We start from the raw sequence: 22,906 nt of genomic DNA, 5'->3' as shown, positions 1-22,906 counted from the left end.
CTATAAGCAAGCGTCCCGCTTGTACCCCAATAACATCAACTAATTAATCAATTGATATAGCTCAACTCAATCATACCTTTCTTACCATGCCAATCAGCTGCACTACTATATAAATATTCTTCTTCGTTTTTAACATATCCAGCTTTTACTGGGTTTTGATGTATATAATTAAGCTTTTGGTTAAACATTTTAACATTATAAATTTCCTTTGGCATATTATGCTGCTGCCACAATTGCCAATCTTTGTTATTTCCATTTTTTAGCCCTGCATTGTAAAATACCTGTGTTGTCGATCTGTCAAAACAATCATTTATAGTTGACTCTAATAATTTCCTTATTGATCTGGAAGTATAGCTTTTCATTTCACCTATAATTTTTATTAAATTACCACCATTACTACCTATTATCATATGCATATGATTACTCATGATACACCATCCATAAACTTCCAGATTTTTGTTCTTTTGACAGAACTTGATGCTTTCAATGATGATATTTTTGAATTCATCTTCATTGAATATTTCAACCCATTTAACAACTGTAAATGTCACAAAATATAACTTTGAGTTATCTCTGATCTTATATTTGTTACTCATGTTGAAAATTTACATTTCGGGGTATTGAATTAAAAATAATAGCCGTTTAACTCATTATTTATTGGAGTAAAAGTTTGAAAGTGGAACTTAACGTAATTGGCAGCACAAGCGAGATGCTTGCGTTAATGGTAACACGATAAGTATTTAGCAGCACAAGCGAGACGCTTGCGCTAGTGGTAGAGCGATAAGTATTTAATGACACAAGCGGGACGTTTGCGCCAGGATTTTATATTAAAAAACATACAAAAAAAGTGAGAGCACAGCCCTCACTTTTTGAATATAAACTTTTTGCAATTGTTATTCACTCAAATAATTATCCATGATCTTGATTGCAGCTTCAGGAATTACTGTTCCAGGACCAAAGACTGCCGCTACTCCTGAGTCGTACAAGAATTGGTAATCCTGCTGTGGGATCACTCCACCCGCAATAACCATGATGTCATCACGGCCAATCTTTTTCAGCTCTTCGATCAAATCAGGGATCAATGTCTTATGACCACCGGCAAGGCTTGAAGCTCCAATGAAATGAACATCATTTTCTGCCGCCTGACGGGCTGCTTCTTCCGGAGTCTGAAATAACGGACCGATGTCCACATCAAATCCGATATCGGCAAAAGCAGAGGCAATAACTTTTGCACCTCTATCGTGACCATCCTGACCCATTTTTGCAATCATGATTCTCGGTCTGCGACCTTCAGCTTCAGCAAATTCATCAGATTTTGCCACTGCACTCTTAAATACTTCATTGTCTTGCGACTCACCGGCATAAACTCCGGATACAGACTGACTTTCTGCTTTATGTCTTCCAAATACTTTTTCCATGGCATAAGAAATTTCTCCTAATGAAGCTCTTTTCTCTGCTGCGATAACTGCAAGCTCAAGCAAGTTGCCTTCACCTGTTTCAGCAGCTTTGGTAATTGCATCCATTGCAGCATATACCTCATCATCATTTCGGTTATTACGAAGTTCTTCAAGTCTGTCAAGCTGTGACTTCATTACCGCTGAATTGTCAATTTCAAGAATCTCCAATTCTGTTTTCTCATCAGTAATATATTTGTTTACCCCAACGATCACTTCCTTACCGGTATCAATTCCGGCTTGCTTACGAGCAGCAGCTTCTTCAATTCTCATCTTTGGAAGTCCGGTTTCGATAGCCTTAGCCATTCCACCAAGTTCTTCTACTTCCTGAATAAGCTTCCAGGCCTTTTCAATTAGCTCGTTGGTAAGTGTTTCAACGTAATACGAACCCGCCCATGGATCAATAAAGTTGGTGATTCCGGTTTCTTCTTGTAATACCAACTGAGTATTTCTGGCAATTCGGGCACTGAAATCAGTAGGCAATGCAATGGCTTCATCTAATGCATTAGTGTGAAGAGACTGGGTATGACCTAGAGCAGCTGACATTGCTTCAATACACGTACGGGCAACATTGTTATATGGGTCTTGTTCTGTTAAACTCCATCCACTTGTCTGGCTATGCGTACGCAGTGCCATTGATTTATCATTTTTAGGGTTAAATTGCTTAACGAGTGAAGCCCAAAGAATTCTGGCCGCTCTCATTTTAGCCACTTCCATGAAGTGATTCATACCAATTCCCCAGAAGAAACTTAACCTCGGAGCAAAGTCATCAATATCCATTCCGGCCTTGATTCCAGTACGAATATATTCCAGTCCGTCAGCTAAAGTATAGGCAAGCTCAATATCTGCAGTAGCACCTGCTTCCTGCATGTGGTAACCACTGATACTTATCGAATTGAACTTCGGCATGTTTTTAGAAGTATACTCGAAAATGTCAGCAATTATTTTCATCGAAGGTTCAGGTGGATAGATATAGGTGTTTCTAACCATGAATTCCTTCAGGATATCATTTTGAATTGTCCCGGTAAGCTTATCCGGAGAAACTCCCTGTTCCTTGGCTGTGACAATGTAAAATGCCATTATCGGAATTACAGCTCCATTCATGGTCATTGACACAGACATTTTATCGAGTGGTATCTGATCAAAAAGGATCTTCATATCAAGAACCGAATCGATTGCCACACCGGCTTTACCGACATCACCTTTTACTCTAGGGTGGTCAGAATCATAGCCACGGTGTGTCGCCAGGTCGAAGGCTACTGACAAGCCACGCTGTCCGGCAGCAAGGTTACGTCTGTAGAATGCATTAGATTCTTCAGCTGTACTAAATCCTGCATATTGTCTGATAGTCCATGGTCTGATAACATACATTGAACTATACGGGCCACGAAGGAAAGGAGGAATACCGGCTCCATATTGGAGGTGGTTCATACCTTCGATATCTTCGGGTTTATAGACAGCTTTTATTTGTAGTTGTTCACCCGAAAGCCAGGGTTTGTGCGCTGAAACCTCATTTTCGGTGATACTTTTATTTTCTTTTAATTCAGTTTTAGTGAAATCAGGTCTCATGCTTCAGTTTCGTTTAAAGATGAAATAACTCCCAGTTTTTGCTGCATATGAGTTAGCAGGTCGATTGTGTTACTCTTTTGATTAATAAAAAAGTCAATCGCATCGCATGATTTTAATTTGTCGTAATCAGAAGGCTTTCCTAATATCGACAGAATCTGGTCAACTGATTTCTCAGAACTTTTGTAGTCATTAAATAATTTGATTTCCTCATCTACCAAGGCATCATTGTCAGCACAAAAAGCAATGATCGCACGAGGAAATTTTGTTGCATGATTCAATTGTTCTTCCAGCGGCTTGTTTATCATGGAGTCATCAGTTTTGAAACCTGCAGAACCAAAAAACAAACCTGCATACTCTTTTCTTGCTCTTGCAATTGGAGTAGCATTGAGGAGAATCGGGATTACTAATGGCCTAAAATCCTGACCTTTTCGTTTTACATAAGCTTCAGTCCGAAGTCTTAGCTGATTGAATTCGGTCATCGCTGAGATAGGAGTGAGGGCCTTATCGATCTTTGGTTCACCATTGAAATCATGGTTAATAGCATCAGGATCAATTATTTCAGTTGGCATTTGGTATTTAGTCGTGCCAATATAGTCTTCTTTATGAGATGAAATATCTTCAATTTTTCTCAGTCTGACTTCATTAATTTCCTGCTGGATAAATCCTTTTTTCAAGGCTTCCATATAACCGCCTTGCTCTTCTGTTTTAAGGAATAATTCCCATGCAGCAGTAATTAATTTATCTGTAATGCTATTGATAAGCCAGTTTCCAGCTACCGGATCAGCAATTTTATCAAAGTGACTTTCATGCTTTAGCATGTGGCTGATATTTCGCGAAACCCGCTTACTGAAGTCATCACTTTTTCTGAACGGAGCATTGAAATCAGCTACTTTTATGTAGTCTACACCACCTAGAATGCTTGCCATGGTTTCGGTTGTTGTTCTAAGGATATTAACATATGGATCAAATAAGCTTTTGTTCCACATGCTTGTTCTTCCCAAAACTTTAAAGTCATAAGGATTGATGTCTTTTACACCAAACTCCTTTGCTATTTTGTAAAATAGGTATCTCAAGGCCCTTCCTTTCGCTATTTCAAGGAAGAAATTCTGACCTGTACCCATTTCGATAGTCATCTTCTCAGAAATGGTTGACTCTAAAGAAACACCCATGTCAGAAAGATTGGCACAATATTCAGCAAATTCTGAACATGAAAAGGCCAGTTCCTGAGTAATAGAGGCACCAGCATTTCCAAATGTTGATGAGTCAACAGAAAAAACCGTGAAGTCTTTGATGTTTTCCGTTCTTTCAAGCATAGAAATAATCTTTGAGAACACAGCCTCATCGATATGACCATGTCTGCTAAGAATTGATAATGGATCATAAAGAATCCCGCCTGACAACTGCTGGATTTCATCAGACTTGGTGTAGTCGGCAAATCTGTTCAGACAAGTAAAGGCTCTGTTATCTGATTCAAGAAATATCTTGAAGTTTGTATTTTCAATGCTATCCAGAATTTTATTAAACTGAATATCGGGGTCATCAAAAAGATCAAGAATGAAGCCATCAACATCAGTAGTCAATGCTCTTTTGATTTCCTTATTGGCATTGAAATCGTTAGTGACTTTAATTCTTTCAAGATAAGACCATGTTCGGGGAGCATTTTTATCTGCTGGCCTGTTAAGGATATTCAGGTATTCCCATTTAGCTGATTCTTCGAGGGTATAAAAGGGTTCAATCTCAAATGGCTCGTAAGATTTAGCCTTAAGGCCATCTATTGAAACCTTCCCTTTAAGATCATTAACTATCTTGTTATACCATTCTGCCTTATCGACCGGGTCAAAAGACTGATTTTCAAGATTAATTTTATTCACAGGTAAATATTGTTCTTTTTAATAATGTCAAATATACACTTTAACTGATGAATTTTTAGCGTTATTACCTCATATAGACCAAAGTAAACCCAAAAATGACAGATCTAACCATTGGCTTTTTTTTATATGGTTTGGTATTATTTCATGAAAAAAATATTTTTATCTTGAGATAATCCTATAGTATTTGATTGAATTGCATTTTTATAAAAAGTCAAGGTTATCCACATTTTTTTATGAACTATTTTTTTATCAAATTTGCTATCCCATTTTGGGAAGAATCCATAAAAAAAGCCATCGTTTTTAATCTAAATGCAAAAAGACTGCACGACAGTTTGGGAAAATTGTTTGCGCCACATTAAAGCTGAAATTGGAGATCAAAGCTTTAATACCTGGTTCAAACCAATTGTGCCGCTGAAATTAGAGGGGCAGGTACTGACTATTCAGGTACCTAGTCAGTTTTTTTACGAATATCTGGAGGAGCATTTCATTTGGCCACTCAGGAGAGCTTTAGTTGCTAACCTTGGAGATAAGGCGAGGCTTCAATATTCTGTGATCGTTGATAAGGGAGACGAAAGTCATAAACCTATGTCAGTAAACTATCCGACCACAGAAAGGCCGTTGAATGGAAAAGCTAATAATGAAAACTTCAGTCCATTTGATATTCAATCAACTGTTTCTACTCACGAATCAAATCTGAATTCCAACTATATATTCGATAATTTTGTTGAAGGTGATTGTAACCGTCTGGCTCGTTCAGCCGGATATGCAGTTGCTAAAAAACCTGGGGTAACCAGTTTTAATCCGCTGTTATTATATGGTGGAGTAGGGCTTGGGAAAACACACCTTGTACAGGCAGTTGGTAATGAGATCAAAGGTCAGTTTCCAGAGAAATTTGTTTTATACGTATCTTCTGAGAAGTTTACAAATCAATTTATCGAAGCCTTAAGAAATAATAATATTCAGAATTTTAGTAATTATTATTTACAGGTTGATACACTGATTATTGATGATGTTCAGTTCCTTTCAGGAAAAGAAAAAACTCAGGAGATTTTCTTCCATATATTCAACCACTTACATCAGTCTGGTAAGCAGATTATCATGACAAGTGATTGTCCTCCTAGAGATCTTAAAGGTCTGCAAGAGAGATTGTTATCAAGATTTAAGTGGGGGCTTACTGCGGATTTACAGCAGCCTGATTTTGAAACCAGAATTGCTATTATGCAAAAGAAACTTCAGTCTGAAGGAATTGATATTCCTGAAAATGTTCTGGAATATCTGGCATATAGTGTGGATACAAATATCAGGGAACTTGAAGGTGTATTGATTTCTTTGGTAGCGCAAGCGTCACTAAACAGAAAAGATATTGATCTTGAGTTGGCGAAGGAAACATTAAAGAATATTGTTCAGGATATTGATAGTGATGTTGGGGTTGATTTTATTCAGAAAACTGTAGCTGAGCATTATGGTGTGAGCCTTGATGATATAAAATCAAAAACAAGAAAGAAAGAAATTGTTGTGGCCAGACAGGTGGCAATGTATTTTAGTAAAGAACACACTTCTCTCTCTTTGAAATCTATCGGTTATCACTTTGGTGGTCGTGATCATAGTACAGTAATTCATGCTGTACAAACAGTGAGTGATCTAATGGAAGTTGATAGTAAGTTTAGAAGTGAAGTAGATGACATCAGGAAAAAACTTCAAATAAAATCTTATAATAAACATTAAAAAAAGGGCCGATTAATCGGCCCTTTTTTTGATTCATTTTGTAGTTAGAATAAGTAACTGAAATATCCTTTCACACCTCTTTGGTTAATGCCTTCAACTACTACCCGGCCTCTGGCATTTTGCAATAAATCAGCAAGTTCTTCTGCTGAATTTATAACTTCTCCGTTAACTTTTGTGATAATAAATTCCTCAGATAAGTCCATTCTTTCAATTAATCCCGGCTTCACATTTTTGATTCTTATACCTCCTTTAATATCATAAGCTTTTAATTCATCTGGAGATAAAGAAACAAAATCAGCACCCAGTCTTTCTGAGCTATACAGCTCTCTTTTTATGATACTTGTTGTGCCTAAAGCATTGGTAAGTGTCAACTGTCTTGATAGATTTTCGTCATTTCTCTTGACAAAAATTGTTATTTTTTCACCTGGAGAGTAGTATCCCAGAGTTTCATCATACGCAATTTTATTTGGTACTGGAATATCATTTATTTTATAAATTAAATCTCCTTCTTTTAGCCCTGCTTTTTCTGCAGCTCCGTCACTATTTAACCTGGTGATTAAAACACCATTCGTACTTCCGTCAGGAGAATACTCGCGATTTTCATAGGTGATATCAATAACAGAAGCACCAATAAATGCTTTTTGTACCTCTCTGTAATTAATCAGGTCATTCACCACTTTTTTTGCAATGTCAATAGGGACAGCGAACCCATAACCCGCATATGAGCCGGTTTTAGACAGGATGGCTGTATTAATTCCAATAAGCTCACCGTTTGCATTAACGAGAGCACCTCCGCTGTTACCGGGGTTAATAGCGGCGTCTGTCTGGATGAATGATTCGATAGGGAAGTTTCCTTTCAATATGTTAATAGACCTTCCTTTAGCACTAACAATTCCTGCGGTAACTGTACTGGTCAGATTAAATGGATTACCAACGGCAAGTACCCATTCTCCAACAGCTACATCTCTTGAGCTTCCCAATTCGATTGCCGGCAGGCCTTTAGCTTCAATTTTTAAAACTGCAATATCTGTCGATGGATCTGTTCCAATTATTTGAGCTTTATACGACCTTTCTTTAGCCATTACTTCAATTTCATCGGCGCCTTCAATCACGTGGTTATTTGTAATTATGTATCCATCAGAAGTATAAATCACTCCTGAACCGGAGCCAACTCTTAAGGATGGACTTCCACTTCCAAAGAACCATTCGTAAAACGAACCATTACTTCTTCCTCTAACCATTGTTTTAATGTAAACTACGCTCTCAGTAGTTTTTTCCGATGCAACTCTGAAATCAACATTTAAGTTGGGAAGAACAGATTTTTGAGTTGAAGGTAATTCTTCTGCAGAAGTAAATTGTGGGTTTGAACCAGCGCTGTCGTTTGAAGCAAATACAAATTCATCATTCTTACCTGCTTCACTATTCAACTGGGAGTAAAAATAAGCACCTCCCAGTCCTGACAAAAATGACACTAGTATGACAAAAAGTGTATTTTTCATAATTCTATTGCTTGTTTTACTGTTAAAGTTATCTATTTATTACGTATCAAAATAAATGCCAGTTGAAGCAACTGTAAAAATGACGTCCTAAACATTAATTTTATTATCTTGCAGGGCTATGGGATTAAAGTCTTTTTTGAGTAAACCATTTGCCTCTTATGTGATCCGCAAACAAAAGAAATGGTCTGCAGATCCGGCAAAATATCAACAAAAGGTGTTTGATGAATTGGTGCGCGTAGGTAAAAATACTGCCTTCGGAAAAGATCATGATTTTGCATCAATCAATAATCATGAGGAATTTAAAAAGCGTGTGCCAATCAGAGATTATGAAGGGTTAAAATCCTACTTTGACAGGGTTGTCAAAGGCGAGCCTGATGTGCTCTGGAAGGGTAAGCCGACCTATTTTGCTAAGACTAGTGGTACAACTTCAGGCACAAAATATATCCCAATAACTAAAGAATCGATTCCCAATCATATCAATAGTGCCAGAAATGCATTATTGAATTACATCTACGAAACCGGAAACAGTTCCTTTTTAAAAGGAAATCTAATTTTTCTTTCAGGAAGCCCGGAAATGTACAATACCAACGGAGTTTTAACAGGAAGGCTTTCAGGTATTGTTAATCATCATGTTCCAGGGTATTTGAGAACAAATCAATTGCCTAGTTATGAGACCAACTGCATTGAGGACTGGGAAGAAAAACTGGCAGCGATTGTAAAGGAAACTAAAGGCCGGGATATGACTTTGATTTCTGGAATTCCACCTTGGGTACAAATGTATTTTGATTATCTAAAGGAAGAAACAGGTAAAAAGGCAGGTGATTTGTTTCCTAATTTTTCACTTTTCGTTTATGGCGGGGTAAACTTTGAACCTTACAGAGCTAAATTGTTCGAAAGTATCGGAAGGCATGTTGATAGCATTGAAACATATCCGGCTTCTGAGGGTTTTATAGCTTATCAGGATAAACAGGGTGACAAAGGCTTATTGTTACTAGTTGATAGCGGAATTTTCTTTGAATTTATTCCTGCTGAAGAGGTGTTTAACGAAAATCCTACCCGATTATCAGTAGATGAAGTTGAACTGGATAAAAATTATGCAATTATCATAAATAGTAATGCCGGGTTATGGGGGTACAATATTGGTGATACAGTAAAGTTTGTATCAAAATATCCGCATAGAATTCAGGTTACCGGAAGGATAAAGCACTTTATCTCAGCTTTTGGAGAGCATGTTATTGGTGAGGAAGTTGAAAAGGCTTTGGCTGCTGCAGTGAAGAAATATCCTGAGGTAGAGGTGGTCGAATTTACAGTTGCTCCACAAGTAACTCCTGATGAAGGGCTTCCTTTACACGAATGGTATGTAGAATTTGATAAAGAACCATTAAATTTGCAGGATTTCGAAAATGAAATTGACAATAATTTAAGGAAACTGAATACTTATTATGATGATCTGATCAAAGGAAATATCCTGCAAAAATTAAAGATCAGGACATTAAAAAAGAATGCATTCATTGAGATGATGCGTCAACGAGGTAAGCTGGGAGGGCAAAACAAGGTGCCAAGACTGGCAAATGATAGATCTCAAGCTGACGAATTACAGAATTTTTTGAAATAATAATGATTGACAATAAAGATCAGGAAAAGAAACATGTGGCGATCCTGGGCTCAACAGGCTCAATTGGTGTACAAGCACTAGAAGTGATCGAAGCAAATCCGGATAAATTTGTAGCAGAAGTTTTAACTGCTCAAAATAGCGCTGATACACTGATAAAGCAGGCTTTGAAGTTTAAGCCTAATGCAGTTGTGATCGGTAATGAGGATAAATATCAGGAGGTTTTTGATGCGCTTGACTCACATGACATTAAAGTTTATGCGGGTGAAAATGCATTGTCTTCTGTTTTAGAAATGGACTCCATTGATATTGTATTGACAGCTGTAGTAGGTTATGCCGGATTAAAGCCGACTATCAGAGCTATAGAAAGTGGAAAGCCAATAGCTCTTGCCAATAAGGAGACGTTGGTTGTGGCAGGTGAGTTGATTACAGATTTGGCGAGGCAAAAAGGGGTGAATATTTTCCCTGTTGACTCAGAGCATTCTGCAATTTTTCAGTGTCTGGTGGGTGAGTTTCATAACCCAATTGAAAAAATCATTTTAACTGCGAGCGGAGGACCATTTAGAGGTAAGAAACGAAATGATCTGGCAAAAGTATCAAGAGAGCAGGCATTAAAACATCCTAATTGGGACATGGGAGCTAAAATAACTATTGATTCAGCTTCAATGATGAATAAAGGTCTTGAAGTGATCGAAGCAAAATGGTTATTTGGATTAAAGCCGGAACAGATTGAAGTGGTAGTTCACCCACAATCAATTATTCATTCAATTGTACAGTTCGAAGATGGAAGCATGAAAGCACAGATGGGATTACCTGATATGAGGGTGCCAATCCAGTTTGCTTTAACGTATCCTGATCGTATAAAATCAGATTTTCCACGATTTGATTTCATGAATTATCCACAGTTAACTTTTGAGAAACCTGATACGGATACATTCAGAAATCTTGCATTAGCATTTGAATCCATGGCAAAATCTGGCAATATGCCATGTATTTTAAATGCAGCCAACGAAATTGCAGTTGATGCGTTTTTAAAAGACAAGGTTGGATTTTTGGAAATGTCTGACCTAATTGAACATTGTTTACAAAAAGTAGATTATATATCATCTCCGGGTCTTGATGATTATGTTGAAACAGATAAAGAAACCCGGGAATTAGCAAATGCGTATTTAGGATAAATATTTAATAATGGAAGGAATTATTATGTTCGCTCAGTTAATTCTGAGCATCTCTATTTTAGTAGGATTACATGAGTTGGGTCACCTTGTTGCGGCAAAGGTGTTTGGAATGAGAGTGGAGAAGTATTCGATTGGTTTTCCTCCTAAAATTTTTGGTTTTCAGTGGGGAGAAACAGAATACAGTATTGGAGCAATTCCTCTTGGAGGGTTTGTGAAGATCTCCGGGATGGTTGATGAGTCGCTGGATACTGAAAACTTAAGTGAAGAGCCTCAACCATGGGAGTTTAGAGCTAAGCCGGCATGGCAGCGTTTAATTGTAATGCTTGGTGGTATTATTATTAATGTTATTACTGGTGTTATAATCTTTATCAGTTTACTTTATGTAAACGGTGAAGAGTACTTACCAAAGTCTGAGGTTAATAAGGCAGGAATTTATGCTCTTGAATTAGGAGAAAAAATAGGTCTTAAAACTGGAGACAAAATAATTGATGTTAATGGTAGGGATTGGGATAAATTTTCTGATCTGAGAGACGTGAAAGTACTTTTGGAGGATAACTCTTACTATACTGTTCTTAGAGGAACTGATACAATTAAAGTTGATATCCCTTCAGACTTCATGAATGATCTTTCTGAGAAGAAGGAGCATTTTATTTTCTATAGACATCAATTCGTTGTTGGCGATGTTGCAAAAGATAGTCCCGGTGACAAGGCAGGTCTTAAGGCTGGTGATAAAATTCTTGCATTAAACGGTAAGAAGTTTACTTATTTTGATGAATTCAAAACTGATATCGAAAATTATAAAGGTGAAACAGTTGCCTTGACAGTTGATAGAGAAGGGAATACTGAAAATTTAAATGTAGCACTTGGAGATAGCGCAATTATTGGTTTCAAACCGATGATTGATGGTATTAACTTTGAGAAATTAGATTATACTTTAGCTGAGGCTATACCTAAGGGAACAGCAAAAGCGTTTACTGTTGTTTGGGTGAATATCCAGGCCTTTGGTAAAATGTTTAGCGGAGATCTTGACCCAACAAAATCATTACAAGGTCCGATTGGAATCATGAGAACCTTTGGTGGAACTTGGGACTGGACAAGATTCTGGGCTTTAACTGGTCTGCTTTCGATGGTTCTGGCTTTTATGAATCTATTGCCAATACCTGCACTTGATGGAGGTCACGTGGTATTCTTACTTTATGAAATGGTTTCAGGTAGAAAGCCGAGTGATAAATTCCTTGAAGGAGCTCAGAAGGTGGGAATGGCAATTCTCCTGACACTTATGGTTTTCATCTTTGGAAATGACATCTGGCAATGGATCAGAGATTCATTTTTGGGATAATATAGATTGAAAGAAAAATTAAAAAGCCGGATAGAATTTCTATTCGGCTTTTTTTATGATCTATAATTTCAAGATAATTTTATTAGGCCTATTAACTTATCATATTTCAAGTAGTTATTTATCCGGATTATTTAGAATAATCAGTACTGACCTATTTGAATGACTTAAGTGTTTTGACTTTGTAGGAAAGGAGAGTATTATATTATCTACTTTGCTTCGCTGAACGCTCTATATGGAACTCAACACGTCTGTTTAATTGCTTATCAGCTTCAGTTTTTTCTTCTACTAATGGCTTGTCGCTTCCGTAACCAATTGCCATTATTCGTTCAGGGTCCAGGTTGTAGAATCCAACGAGAAATTCCTTGATAGCATCTGCACGGCTTTGAGATAATACTTTATTGGCTTCATAATTACCATCACTATCGGTGTGTCCGGCAATTGTTAGAAGGTATTGTGGGTGGTCGATAAGGAAGTTACCAACCTTATCAAGATCACTATGCATTTCAGGTTTGATTTCCGATTTACCATTATCAAACACAATTGACTCAAATTCCATTCGGGCATTGATTTCCTGGGCCTCAAATTCAACGTTCATATCTCCTTCAACTGTGAAAATTTCCTCAATTCTGAAGAAATTATCTCCTTGAAGAATAATTAGATATTGTTGATTATCGATTAGGTCAAAAGCAAAAGTACCATCATCTCGTAAGAACTTTGGAGCTACTTCAATACCGTTATTTATATCAATTACCGAAACTATCCCTTCAAATTTTTGACCGTCAATTCCCTCTAATTTACCTTCAAATAAAGTGTTTGCACCTGGTTGTGCTCCCATTGGTAGGGGGAAGGAGAATAGATCAAGGTCATTTTTCTGAGTGTCTGATGATTTGGCGTAGAAAAGTAAATTGGCTTTACTGTCTATGGTAAAGTAGTATTCATTTCCAGGTCCATTTACTAGTGGACCAACATTTTTTGGTTCTGCCCAGGCACCTCTTTTATAGTATGATTTATAAATATCAAAACCTCCGAAACGTAATAATTGCCCGGTGCTACTAAAATAAAGCACCTTAAACTTGTGGTCGTAATATGGGCTTACCTCATTTCCGTTTGTATTTACTACCGGACCTAAATTGTATGGTTTGCTCCAGGTATTGTCTTTCTGTTTTACAGTGTAGTAAATATCAGACAACCCAAAGCCTTCAATTCTATCTGAAGCAAAAAATAGAGTGTCTTCTGTTATAGATAAACTTGGGTGTGAATCCCAGTTGACAGAGTTAACTTTTGGCCCCAGGTTTTTAATTTCACCCCATGTGCTATCTTCCTGTAGTTTGGCTTCAAAAATATCACAGTTGCCATAGCTATCAGGGCTGTTACATCTTACAAAGTAAAGCGTTTGCCCATCTTTGCTAATACAGGCAGATCCCTCATTATATTCTGTATTAACTCCAATAAATGGTTGTGATTCTTCCCATCCACCATCTTTAAATCTTGTAAAGAATAGGTCTTCGTTTTCTCTAACTTCTAATAATGAAGTTTTATATGTATTTCTTTTGGATGTAAATATCAATGTTTCATCATTGGCACTTAATGTCGGGCCATAATCAGGAGTTTGGCTATTTACCTGTTTTCCCATGTTTAACAACACACCTCTAGGTGGACGCAGAGTATCAATTTCCTTTCTGAAGTCTACTAGTTCATAGTAATACTCCAGTGGGACATAATAGTCTTTTTCGTTTTTAGTAAGAGAGTCATAGTGAAGTTCAGTTTTGCCAATATCCAGATCTTCTCTGTGGTGTTTAAGAACAAGGCGATAGTAGTATTTCGATTTTTCAGTTTCTCCAAAATGTTCTGCAAGTTTTGCAAGTCTCCAGAGCAGATAATTGTCTCTAAAAAAGTTTTCTACCCCAAAGTTAGCTACATAAGTTTCCAGTAAGGGGTAAAGGTTTTCCCAGTCCTTTTTTCTGTCGAGTTCAATAATTCTTCTTTGGAGCTTTCCATCTGCGAAATATTCAGTTCTATTGATATTTGCAAAATCGAAAACGTAGGTAGAATCAGTTTTTTTTAGCAAAGACTGTTCAGGGGAAACAATATTATAACTTCTTCCCTTCTTGTTTCCATCTCTTTTTTGGGCATTTGCATTGTAAGAAATAGAAATGCAGATGATAATAAATACTAAAAAAAACCTCATTAATATGGTTTATACACAGTTCTACACTGGTAAATGTACAAAAATAAAATCGCAAATATTAAAACTAACGGTTTGTATGACCACAAATTGCCTTATTGAGGCTTTTTAGAGGCCAGAAGATAAAGTACTGCCATACGGATTGCTACTCCATTTTCAACTTGATCCAATATAATGGCATTATCAGCATCTGCGGCATCTGAAGCTAACTCCACACCTCTGTTAATAGGGCCTGGGTGCATAACTATGATCTCTTTATTCAGCTTTGATAACCGTCGTTTATCAATTCCATAATATAAGGAATATTCTCGTAAACTAGGGAAATATTTGATTTGTTGTCTTTCAAGCTGAATTCTTAAGACGTTAGCTACATCACACCACTCAAGAGCTTTATCAACATCAAGCTCTTTAATTACACCTAAATCTGTAATGTATTTTGGCAAGAGTGTATTCGGTCCGCAAACCATTACTTCAGCACCAAGTTTCTTTAGTGCATAAATGTTAGAAAGGGCTACTCTGGAATGCAGAATATCACCGATTATTGCAACTTTTTTACCCTCTAGAGTACCAAGCTTTTCATGAATACTAAATGTATCAAGTAATGCTTGTGTAGGGTGTTCGTGAGTGCCGTCTCCAGCATTGACTACAACAGCATGTTTGCCGGTTTTAGTATTAGCGAGGCTTTTGGCCAGAAAGTGAGGCGCCCCGGGACTACTGTGACGCATAACAATCATATCAACCTTCATGGCAAGAATATTCTGAACAGTATCAACCAGAGTTTCCCCTTTTTTTACTGAACTGTTTGATGAAGAAAAATTGATAACGTCAGCACTTAGCCTTTTTTCAGCCAGCTCGAATGATAATCTCGTTCTGGTTGAGTTTTCAAAAAATACATTCGCGATAGTAATATCTCTAAGTGAAGGTACTTTTTTGATTGGGCGATTGATTACTTCCTTAAATGATGAAGCTGTTTGAAAAAGAAGTTCAATATCTTCTTTAGTAAGATCTTTAATTCCAAGTAGATGTTTTACGCTTAGCCGGTCCATTAATTAATATTCAATTGTCTATAAGCCAAACATTATTTTCACTTGCCCCCTGGTCTTTCCATTCAACAAGAACTTTTTGAGACTTGATCGTGTTTACATTTCTGCCGGTATAATTGGGTTCGATCGGAAGGTCTCTACTATATTTCCTATTTACAAGCACAAGTAACTCTACAGTCAATGGTCTACCAAAGGCAATCATTGCATCCATAGCAGCTCTTACACTACGTCCTGTAAAAAGAACATCATCAATAAGAATTACATTTCTGTCTTCAAGTAGGAATGGAATATCTGTTTGGTTTGCAGATATCGGAGTATCTCTTCTTCTGAAATCATCACGATGAAACGTAGTATCAAGAAATCCTAATGGAATATCAATACCGGTAAGTTGCTTCAATTGTGCATGAACCTGAAGAGCTAAATGACTACCCCTAGGCTGCAATCCCAGGATAACAGAGTTGTTGAAATCACCATGATTTTCTATCAGTTGCTGGCATAACCGTAGAATTGTGATTTCCAGAAGGTCGTGATTAAGAAGTATACGTTTTTGCATAAACTTGAACAAAGATAGGACAAACCGTCGAATTTTCTAATCTATAAATGAATCCATTAATCTTCATAATAGATTTTATTTATATAGAATACTTTTCTTGATGAACCGGATTGGTCAGAATTATTTTTAATTCGTTGTAATCCATAAGCAAAAAAGTATTTTCCGTACCATTTTTCAAGCTTTCCGAATTCATAATAGCCATCTTTTAATTCATCGCCATCTTCTTTTAACTTTATTTCTGTATCTGTCTTATCTTCTATTACCTGGTCTCCTTTGATAATCTGGCTTTTTATTTTTCCTTCATAGAAATAGAGCAAAGCAATTCGATCAGGATTTACATCTATACTTACCTGATGTTCTAAAAATGAGGTTTTAATCTCATCTATTTCAAAACTATTGTCCCAGAGCATTTGGCCATTTTCATCAAATGACAAAATCACCGCATGAGAAAAGTTAAATTCGCTAATAATCTGACCTGTACCAGGGTAATAATCAAATGTAGAAGGTGGATAATAACCAGATCTTGGCATATAATCCTGCCTGATATAAGTAGGATAAAATACTTCGCCAACAACGATATAATTATTATCTCTTTTAATTACGTCATGGATTAATAATCGGTAGTTGAACTTCGGTTTTTTACCTTTATTTTTTTTCCTGATTATTCGTTCACGAATCCTTTTTTCTTTACTGTCTTTCAGGTAAGAAAAGAAATTTTGGAAATCAACGTAGCTATAAAACTTAACTTTATCTTCTTCTCCCGGATTTGGAGAAAGCTCACCAAAAAACATCCCTCTGCTGTATTGTGACTTATTATTAGACCATGTGCCTATTATGAAAGGTTCATCATTTAGGAATGAAGTGGATGTCCCATCTATAAAATTATGCTCTGTTCCGGGGGTTAACTCTGTGTCAAATAATAATGTTCCTTGCAGGTCGTATGATTTAACTGAGATGAATTGATTTACTCTAGGTTTACGTTCCAAAAATGTTAGTTGAAAAACTCCCATTGAGAAGTTTCTCTGTATTTCCAGTAGGTCACTATTTTCAGTGTATAATCCTTGCAATGCTATAAACCTCTTTTCCTTTAGATTATATAATGCTGCGTTGGTCTTGTACTTTGTTTTTCCGGCGAATAATAAAATATCATCAATTGATTCAAAATGGGTAAGAACGATCGGGATAGGGCGGTTGATTTCATGTGCTGAAACGCTTCCGTCTGCAGCCATCACACGAAAAACCTTTAAATCACCTTTTTCGGTTCCTCCTTTTGAGAAAAGTAGAAATAGTCTTCCATTATTATAGTCATGTCCGATTACTTCAAACCCATATTCAACCTTGAAAAGTTTTGTCCAGACTAACTCAAAATCAGTATTGTACAATGAAACCTCCCATAAAAGCCCTCCATCTTCTCTGTCTTTGGTATCTCTGTAAATAAAAATCCCATCTTCCCCGGCAGAATATATTTCAAAAAACTCATCGTTGTTTCCTAATTCAATTTCAAGCCTTTCAGGTTGCACAATTTGAGCAAGAAGTACAGGTGTAAAAAAGTATGTGAGTATGGTTGATAGCAATAATATTCTCATATTTATTGTAATTAGCCTTTATTGAGACAAATTAATTATAAAATCGTATTCTTCCTTATTTAACGGGATAACTGATAGTCTGGATTGCCTGACTAGCAAAGAATCAGCCATAATATCATGATTTTTAATTTCTTTAAGGGTAACCTTGTTATTTAATTCTTCTACCGGTTTGACATCAACAGCTGTCCACTTATCATCATTTGCAGTTGGGTCAGGGTATGATTCTTTGGCTACTTCAGCAATAGCCACTATACCAGCATTTTTCCCGCTATGATAAAATAAAAGCTTGTCACCGACTTTCATATTGTTGAGGTTATTCCTGGCCTGATAGTTTCTAACTCCGCTCCAAACACCTTTTTTTTCTTTTACAAGGTCCTGAAAACTATATTCCTCAGGTTCAGATTTAATGATCCAGTAGTTCATTTGTTTAACCTTTCGTATTTTAAACCAGGTATAATCTTAAATTTGCATATTGATTCGTCGATTTAAAATAATTAAAAATCTTGGATAATAAAACGATTATAAAATTACTGAAGCAGGCAGCCGATTTAATGGAACTTCATGGTGAGAATCCGTTCAAGGTTAGAGGCTATAGTAATGCGGCATTTAAATTAGAACGTTTTGAAGGAACTCTTTCTGACATGTCTGCTGATGAAATAGCAGGTATAGATGGAGTGGGAAAGAGCATTGTTGAAGCGATTTCTGAAGCAAAGCAAAACGGATCATTTACTCAGCTTGATGATCTAATATCAAAAACTCCTGAAGGTGTATTAAACATGATGGAGGTAAAAGGGATCGGTCCGAAAAAGATTGCAGCTTTATGGCATGATGAAGGGATCGATTCTGTGGATAAGCTTCTGAAAGCAGCAGAAGAGGGGAAATTATCTAAGATGAAAGGCTTCGGTGCCAAGACTGAAGAAAAGATCATTGAGCAAATAATGTACATGCGTTCTAACGAAGGTAAATTGCATTATGCCGCTGTGATCGAATTAAATAATCAGGTGTGCCAAGAGCTAAAAACGATTTTAAATACTGATAAAGTTTCAGATACGGGTGCCTTAAGAAGGAAAATGCCGGTTATTGAAAAGTTATCATATGTTGTTGGTGTTGAAGATCCTGATCTTTGGGAAAGTAAGCTTTCAGAGAATAAAAAGTTTTCATTTTCAGAGGAAGAATCAGGGCCATTTGCAATGAGAGGGATTCATTCGGAATCAGGAATGCAAATTGAAATATTCTATTCAAGTGAAAAGAGATTTATTAATAGATTGTTTGAGACAACCGGATCTCCATTACACCTGAATTTTAGGCTTAATGACGGAGAAACATTATTCAACATAAATAGAACCGGCACTTTTAAATCTGAAACAGAGATATATGAAACAGCAGGGCTGCCATATATTGAACCAGAGTGTCGGGAAGGTCAATTTGAATTTGAGTGGTCTCAAGATGAAAATAGAAATAACCTTTTGACTGAACAGAGTGTAAAAGGGATACTTCATGCTCACTCTACATACAGCGATGGTAAAAATACCCTCCGTGAAATGGCAGAAGATTGCATGAAAAGGGGGTATGAATATCTAGGGATAACTGATCACAGTAAAACTGCCGGTTATGCAAACGGTCTTCAGGAGAATAGAATAAAAAAGCAATGGGAGGAAATTGATAAATTAAATGAAGAATTGGCACCGTTTAAAATTTTCAAAGGGATTGAGTCAGATATTTTGACAGATGGTAGCCTTGATTATGAAAATGATATACTGAGCGGATTTGATTTTATTGTTGCTTCGATTCATTCTCCTTTAAATATGGATAAGGCCAAGGCAACAAATAGATTAATAACTGCAATTAAAAACCCATATACAACTATTCTTGGTCACCCTACAGGGCGTTTATTATTAAGAAGGGAGGGATACCCAATTGATCATAAAGCTGTTATTGATGCAGCAGCAGAGAATAATGTTGTGATAGAAATTAATGCGAATCCGTGGCGTCTGGATCTTGACTGGATGTGGGTGCGATATGCAATTGAAAAAGGCGTTAGGCTATCTATTAATCCGGATGCACATGAATTGGCCGGGTATGATCATGTTAAATTTGGAGTTATTGTCGGTCGAAAAGGTGGTCTTACTGAAAACATGAATCTGAATTCTTTAGGAGTAAATGAGCTGGCTAAATATTTTGAAGAAAGGAAATCAAAAATATAAATGAAGGAAAATCCGAAAATTTTAATACTTAGGTTTTCATCAATTGGGGATATTGTTTTAACAACTCCGGTAGTCAGGGTATTGAAAACTCAGTTAAATGCAGAAATTCACTATTGTACCAAACCCGGATTTCAGAAGATAATTCAGCCAAATCCTTATGTAGATAAAGTTCATACATTAACCGGATCGCTAGGAGATCTGATCAAAGAATTAAAGGAAGAGAAGTTCGATTATATAGTTGATCTACATAATAACCTCAGAACGCGTATTATTAAATTTAGGATGCGGGATATCCCGGCATATTCGTATTATAAAGCTAACATCGAGCGCTTTCTACTTACCAAGTTTAAGATTGATAAAATGCCTAAAAACCATGTTGTTGATAGGTATATGTCAGCAGCAACTCCACTTGGTGTTAAAAGTGACGATCTTGGACTTGATTATTTTATTCCGCCCGAAGATGAAGTTGACATTGTTAATGATTTACCGGAAACTCATCATCAAGAATATGTAGCGGTTGTCATTGGAGGGGCACATGCTACCAAACGATTGCCATATCACAAACTAGTAGAATTGTGTGATAAAATTGCCAAGCCAATTGTATTAATAGGAGGTCCTGATGATGTGGATGTAGCCAATAAGATTGAAAAGTTTTTTGAAAGGAATGAGGCGTCAGAACCTTATGAGGAGAAATTAAAAGAGCTCGGTAAGAAAACTGTGATTTTTAATGCTTGTGGTAAATATAATTTGAATCAATCAGCATCTTTAGCACGACAATCTTTGGTGGTATTTGCTCATGATACCGGACTTATGCATATTTCAGCAGCGCTTAAGAAGACTATATATAGTATCTGGGGTAATACAGTGCCTGCATTTGGTTTCTATCCTTATAAAACGAAGTTTATCGTTTTCGAAAATAATAAAATTGATTGCAGACCGTGCTCAAAAATGGGGTTCAAAAAATGCCCTAAAGGTCATTTTAAATGTATGGAAGACCAGGTTTTTGATTTCTATCTGCCTTAAAAAAGACTCATTACTTTAAAGTAATATATAGCAAAGAGAATAATAATGGCGCCGAAATAATCGGGAGAGCTATTTTTATTCTCTTTTTTCTGTAAATTTTTTATACACTTTCTGAAGGTAAGCTTGTCCAACTTCAAAATCGGCCTCCGTTATTGATGAGTCTTTAGCAATGAAGTCTCCGGAAGATGTGCTGAAGCTATAGGTTCCATTAGGGACTTTTAGACTATAACCATTGCTGAAACTATACCATGCCATTGGTTTATAATCAATTTGAAACAAATTTTTAGAGAAATAATACTCTGAATAGTCCATTTCCATTTCTCCCAAAAGTGTTGCTGCAAAATCAGTTTGAGATGAAAGTCTGTCTATTGAAAAACCAGTATGATTAAGTGCACCACCTGTCCATATCATTGGAATTTGAAACGTTTCAGGGGCAAAATAATCTGAGCCATCCGGATCTCTTACTCCATGGTCTGCCATTATTATAACAAGAAGGTCTGACCATAATTCATTATTTGATTTTAGAGAATCAACAACTTTTTGTATTTGCTGATCTGTAAAATGGGATGTAGAGTACACTTTATCTTCTAACGTTTCAGATCCGAATTTTGGATTCTCTGGTAGTTCGTATGGAGGGTGATTTGAAAGAGTAAACCAGGTTGTAAACCAAGGGATAGAGCTTTTTTGTTTAATATGATTAAGTAGAGTGTCACTTACGATATTATCATGAACACCCCATTTTGTTGTGCTTAATGAATCAGGAAAGTTGCTTTCAGTTATTAATTCATCAGTTCCTGCAGATAGGAAATAACCATTAAAATTTGCAAAGGCCAAGTCACCACCATAAACGTAGCTGGTTTTGTACCCTTCACTTTTTAAGTCCCTGATTATATTTGGGAGTCCATAAGCTATTGCCGGATATTTAATTACCGGAGCTACCGGATGAGCAGGAAAACCACTAAATATTGCAGTCATACCTTTATGCGATCTGTCACCTGAAGCGTAAAAGTTATTAAAATAGATACCTTCTCTGCTTAATTGATCAAGATATGGAGTTACAGTGTCACCTTTATAGGTTCTGTGCATAAACTTTGAAGCCATGCTTTCAATAATGATCAATAAGATGTTAGGTCTTTTGGTATTTAAGACTTCCATATATGGCCCTTTGGAATATGCTTCTGTTAATATAGAATCAGCCTTAACATCGTCGTACCATTCCTTTTTTAGAGCATCAGGATCGTATTTGGAGAGTGTATAATTGAAATTCCATGCCGGATTTAATGCCAACTGGTTTATTTCGGAGTAGTTACTAAAAAATACCGACCCGGGATTTAATGGAGCGATACCTACACCTCCTCTAATAGGAATTATCAGAAAGCCTAAAAGTAAAAGGAAGGCTATTGAATTTTGTAATTTATATTTTGGGAATTGAAGTATATCTTTTGTGATTCTGAAAACTCCGGCAATCAAAAGGCTGCAAAGAATCACTAAATAAAGAAATGGAATAATCATTTCAGCAATGCTCAAACTGGCAACAGCCTCACCTGGAGTTTCAAGGAAAAGCAAAGGAGCTGTATCTAGCCTGAATCCCCAATATTGAAATAACTTGATATCAACAGTGGCCATCATTGAAAGAACAACAGCAAATATTACTAGAATAATTCTGTTCAAATAGAATTGGATTTTATTCGGGATTAAAAATCCAATTACAGTTAAAAGTACTGGAAGGGCAAGTATGTATCCTGCAATAGAAAAATCCATTCTGATACCATGCACAAAAGCCATGAAGACATCAGTGAACCCGGCATTCCTGGTCATTTCACCAAAATGAAAAATTAAAAACACCAGTCTAATAAAAATACCGGCAAGTGTAAAAAGACCAAAAATTTTTGCCAGATATATAAATCGTTCTTTCATTATAAACTTTTTGTATGCGGAATACAGAACTTAATTAACTTTAACCCATTATTAACAATGAATTTATTTGCTAACAAAGCAATAAACGACTTTATATGTTATTTGGGTTTAATATAAACCCTAAAATTAATAAATAGTGGGATAACCA

General features: G+C 36.4%; 16 protein-coding genes. 6 read left to right on the top strand and 10 right to left on the bottom strand.

The features are described 5' to 3' along the window. Positions 1-47: 47 nt before the first annotated feature. The 3 genes from HH304_RS13870 to HH304_RS13860 all read right to left on the bottom strand — a co-directional run bounded on the left by HH304_RS13870 (position 48) and on the right by HH304_RS13860 (position 4,894). The gene (locus tag HH304_RS13870) at positions 48-596 is read right to left on the bottom strand and encodes an REP-associated tyrosine transposase (RefSeq protein WP_169682649.1); all 549 of its coding nucleotides are present in this window, start codon (positions 594-596) and stop codon (positions 48-50) included. A 297-nt stretch (positions 597-893) separates the two neighbouring features. Next, positions 894-3,023, bottom strand: a complete 2,130-nt coding sequence (gene scpA, locus HH304_RS13865) for a methylmalonyl-CoA mutase (protein ID WP_169682647.1) — start codon at positions 3,021-3,023, stop codon at positions 894-896. Further along, positions 3,020-4,894 (bottom strand): methylmalonyl-CoA mutase family protein, encoded by a 1,875-nt coding sequence (locus tag HH304_RS13860; protein ID WP_169682645.1) that lies wholly within the window; start codon positions 4,892-4,894, stop codon positions 3,020-3,022. Before HH304_RS13860 ends, scpA begins: the two co-directional genes overlap by 4 nt. A gap of 309 nt (positions 4,895-5,203) precedes the next feature. Between HH304_RS13860 and dnaA the strand changes: the two genes are divergently transcribed. Then, positions 5,204-6,619 carry a chromosomal replication initiator protein DnaA gene (gene dnaA, locus HH304_RS13855; RefSeq protein ID WP_169682643.1) on the top strand — a complete coding sequence of 472 codons (1,416 nt, stop codon included), beginning with the start codon at positions 5,204-5,206 and terminating at the stop codon, positions 6,617-6,619. A 44-nt stretch (positions 6,620-6,663) separates the two neighbouring features. Here dnaA and HH304_RS13850 read toward each other — a convergent pair whose 3' ends face one another. Next, entirely contained in the window at positions 6,664-8,118 is a 1,455-nt protein-coding gene (locus HH304_RS13850) for a trypsin-like peptidase domain-containing protein (protein WP_169682641.1), read from the bottom strand. Positions 8,119-8,236: 118 nt separating this feature from the next. On the opposite strand from HH304_RS13850, the gene HH304_RS13845 reads away from it, so the two are divergent. Genes HH304_RS13845 through rseP form a run of 3 tightly spaced genes read left to right on the top strand, consistent with a single transcriptional unit; the run spans position 8,237 to position 12,247 of the window. Beyond that, a complete protein-coding gene (locus HH304_RS13845) occupies positions 8,237-9,733 on the top strand; it encodes a GH3 auxin-responsive promoter family protein (RefSeq protein ID WP_169682639.1) in 1,497 nt (498 codons plus the stop codon). Positions 9,734-9,735: 2 nt separating this feature from the next. After that, on the top strand, positions 9,736-10,908 hold the full coding sequence (locus HH304_RS13840; protein WP_169682637.1) for a 1-deoxy-D-xylulose-5-phosphate reductoisomerase: 1,173 nt from the start codon (positions 9,736-9,738) through the stop codon (positions 10,906-10,908). Positions 10,909-10,918: 10 nt separating this feature from the next. Then, entirely contained in the window at positions 10,919-12,247 is a 1,329-nt protein-coding gene (gene rseP, locus HH304_RS13835) for an RIP metalloprotease RseP (RefSeq protein ID WP_169682635.1), read from the top strand. A gap of 202 nt (positions 12,248-12,449) precedes the next feature. On the opposite strand, the gene HH304_RS13830 is transcribed toward rseP, so the two are convergent. From HH304_RS13830 to HH304_RS13810, 5 genes are all read right to left on the bottom strand, one after another. Then, the gene (locus HH304_RS13830) at positions 12,450-14,435 is read right to left on the bottom strand and encodes an OmpA family protein (RefSeq protein ID WP_169682634.1); all 1,986 of its coding nucleotides are present in this window, start codon (positions 14,433-14,435) and stop codon (positions 12,450-12,452) included. A 92-nt stretch (positions 14,436-14,527) separates the two neighbouring features. Then, positions 14,528-15,478, bottom strand: coding sequence for an aspartate carbamoyltransferase catalytic subunit (locus HH304_RS13825; protein WP_169682632.1), 951 nt, complete (start codon positions 15,476-15,478; stop codon positions 14,528-14,530). 10 nt (positions 15,479-15,488) lie between these two features. Then, complete coding sequence (pyrR, locus tag HH304_RS13820; protein WP_169682630.1) at positions 15,489-16,028, bottom strand: bifunctional pyr operon transcriptional regulator/uracil phosphoribosyltransferase PyrR; 540 nt, start codon at positions 16,026-16,028, stop codon at positions 15,489-15,491. 56 nt (positions 16,029-16,084) lie between these two features. Beyond that, the gene (locus HH304_RS13815; protein ID WP_169682628.1) at positions 16,085-17,614 is read right to left on the bottom strand and encodes a hypothetical protein; all 1,530 of its coding nucleotides are present in this window, start codon (positions 17,612-17,614) and stop codon (positions 16,085-16,087) included. Positions 17,615-17,632: 18 nt separating this feature from the next. Next, positions 17,633-18,037: an EVE domain-containing protein gene (locus tag HH304_RS13810; protein WP_169682626.1), complete on the bottom strand. Its 405-nt coding sequence runs from the start codon at positions 18,035-18,037 to the stop codon at positions 17,633-17,635. An 80-nt stretch (positions 18,038-18,117) separates the two neighbouring features. Here HH304_RS13810 and polX point away from each other — a divergent pair, with 80 nt between their 5' ends. Both polX and HH304_RS13800 read left to right on the top strand, forming a co-directional pair. After that, positions 18,118-19,818, top strand: coding sequence for a DNA polymerase/3'-5' exonuclease PolX (gene polX, locus HH304_RS13805; RefSeq protein ID WP_169682624.1), 1,701 nt, complete (start codon positions 18,118-18,120; stop codon positions 19,816-19,818). Continuing rightward, on the top strand, positions 19,819-20,841 hold the full coding sequence (locus HH304_RS13800; RefSeq protein ID WP_169682622.1) for a glycosyltransferase family 9 protein: 1,023 nt from the start codon (positions 19,819-19,821) through the stop codon (positions 20,839-20,841). Positions 20,842-20,916: 75 nt separating this feature from the next. Here the strand turns inward: HH304_RS13800 and HH304_RS13795 are convergent, their stop codons facing one another. Beyond that, a complete protein-coding gene (locus tag HH304_RS13795; RefSeq protein ID WP_169682620.1) occupies positions 20,917-22,758 on the bottom strand; it encodes an LTA synthase family protein in 1,842 nt (613 codons plus the stop codon). Positions 22,759-22,906 lie beyond the last annotated feature (148 nt).

This window comes from Marinigracilibium pacificum, assembly GCF_012926615.1.
GTDB lineage: Bacteria > Bacteroidota > Bacteroidia > Cytophagales > Cyclobacteriaceae > Mangrovivirga > Mangrovivirga pacifica.
Note: the sequence above shows the minus strand (reverse complement) of the source record. Positions and strands in the feature narration are given on the sequence as shown.

Excerpts from the sequence above, each read along its gene's own strand:
- rseP (WP_169682635.1), top strand. The coding sequence starts at position 10,919 with ATGGAAGGAATTATTATGTTCGCTCAGTTAATTCTGAGCATCTCTATT.
- HH304_RS13810 (WP_169682626.1), bottom strand. The coding sequence starts at position 18,037 with ATGAACTACTGGATCATTAAATCTGAACCTGAGGAATATAGTTTTCAG.
- dnaA (WP_169682643.1), top strand. The coding sequence starts at position 5,204 with ATGCAAAAAGACTGCACGACAGTTTGGGAAAATTGTTTGCGCCACATT.
- HH304_RS13845 (WP_169682639.1), top strand. The coding sequence starts at position 8,237 with ATGGGATTAAAGTCTTTTTTGAGTAAACCATTTGCCTCTTATGTGATC.
- HH304_RS13830 (WP_169682634.1), bottom strand. The coding sequence starts at position 14,435 with ATGAGGTTTTTTTTAGTATTTATTATCATCTGCATTTCTATTTCTTAC.
- HH304_RS13795 (WP_169682620.1), bottom strand. The coding sequence starts at position 22,758 with ATGAAAGAACGATTTATATATCTGGCAAAAATTTTTGGTCTTTTTACA.
- scpA (WP_169682647.1), bottom strand. The coding sequence starts at position 3,023 with ATGAGACCTGATTTCACTAAAACTGAATTAAAAGAAAATAAAAGTATC.
- HH304_RS13870 (WP_169682649.1), bottom strand. The coding sequence starts at position 596 with ATGAGTAACAAATATAAGATCAGAGATAACTCAAAGTTATATTTTGTG.
- HH304_RS13825 (WP_169682632.1), bottom strand. The coding sequence starts at position 15,478 with ATGGACCGGCTAAGCGTAAAACATCTACTTGGAATTAAAGATCTTACT.
- HH304_RS13850 (WP_169682641.1), bottom strand. The coding sequence starts at position 8,118 with ATGAAAAATACACTTTTTGTCATACTAGTGTCATTTTTGTCAGGACTG.
- pyrR (WP_169682630.1), bottom strand. The coding sequence starts at position 16,028 with ATGCAAAAACGTATACTTCTTAATCACGACCTTCTGGAAATCACAATT.
- HH304_RS13800 (WP_169682622.1), top strand. The coding sequence starts at position 19,819 with ATGAAGGAAAATCCGAAAATTTTAATACTTAGGTTTTCATCAATTGGG.
- HH304_RS13815 (WP_169682628.1), bottom strand. The coding sequence starts at position 17,614 with ATGAGAATATTATTGCTATCAACCATACTCACATACTTTTTTACACCT.
- HH304_RS13840 (WP_169682637.1), top strand. The coding sequence starts at position 9,736 with ATGATTGACAATAAAGATCAGGAAAAGAAACATGTGGCGATCCTGGGC.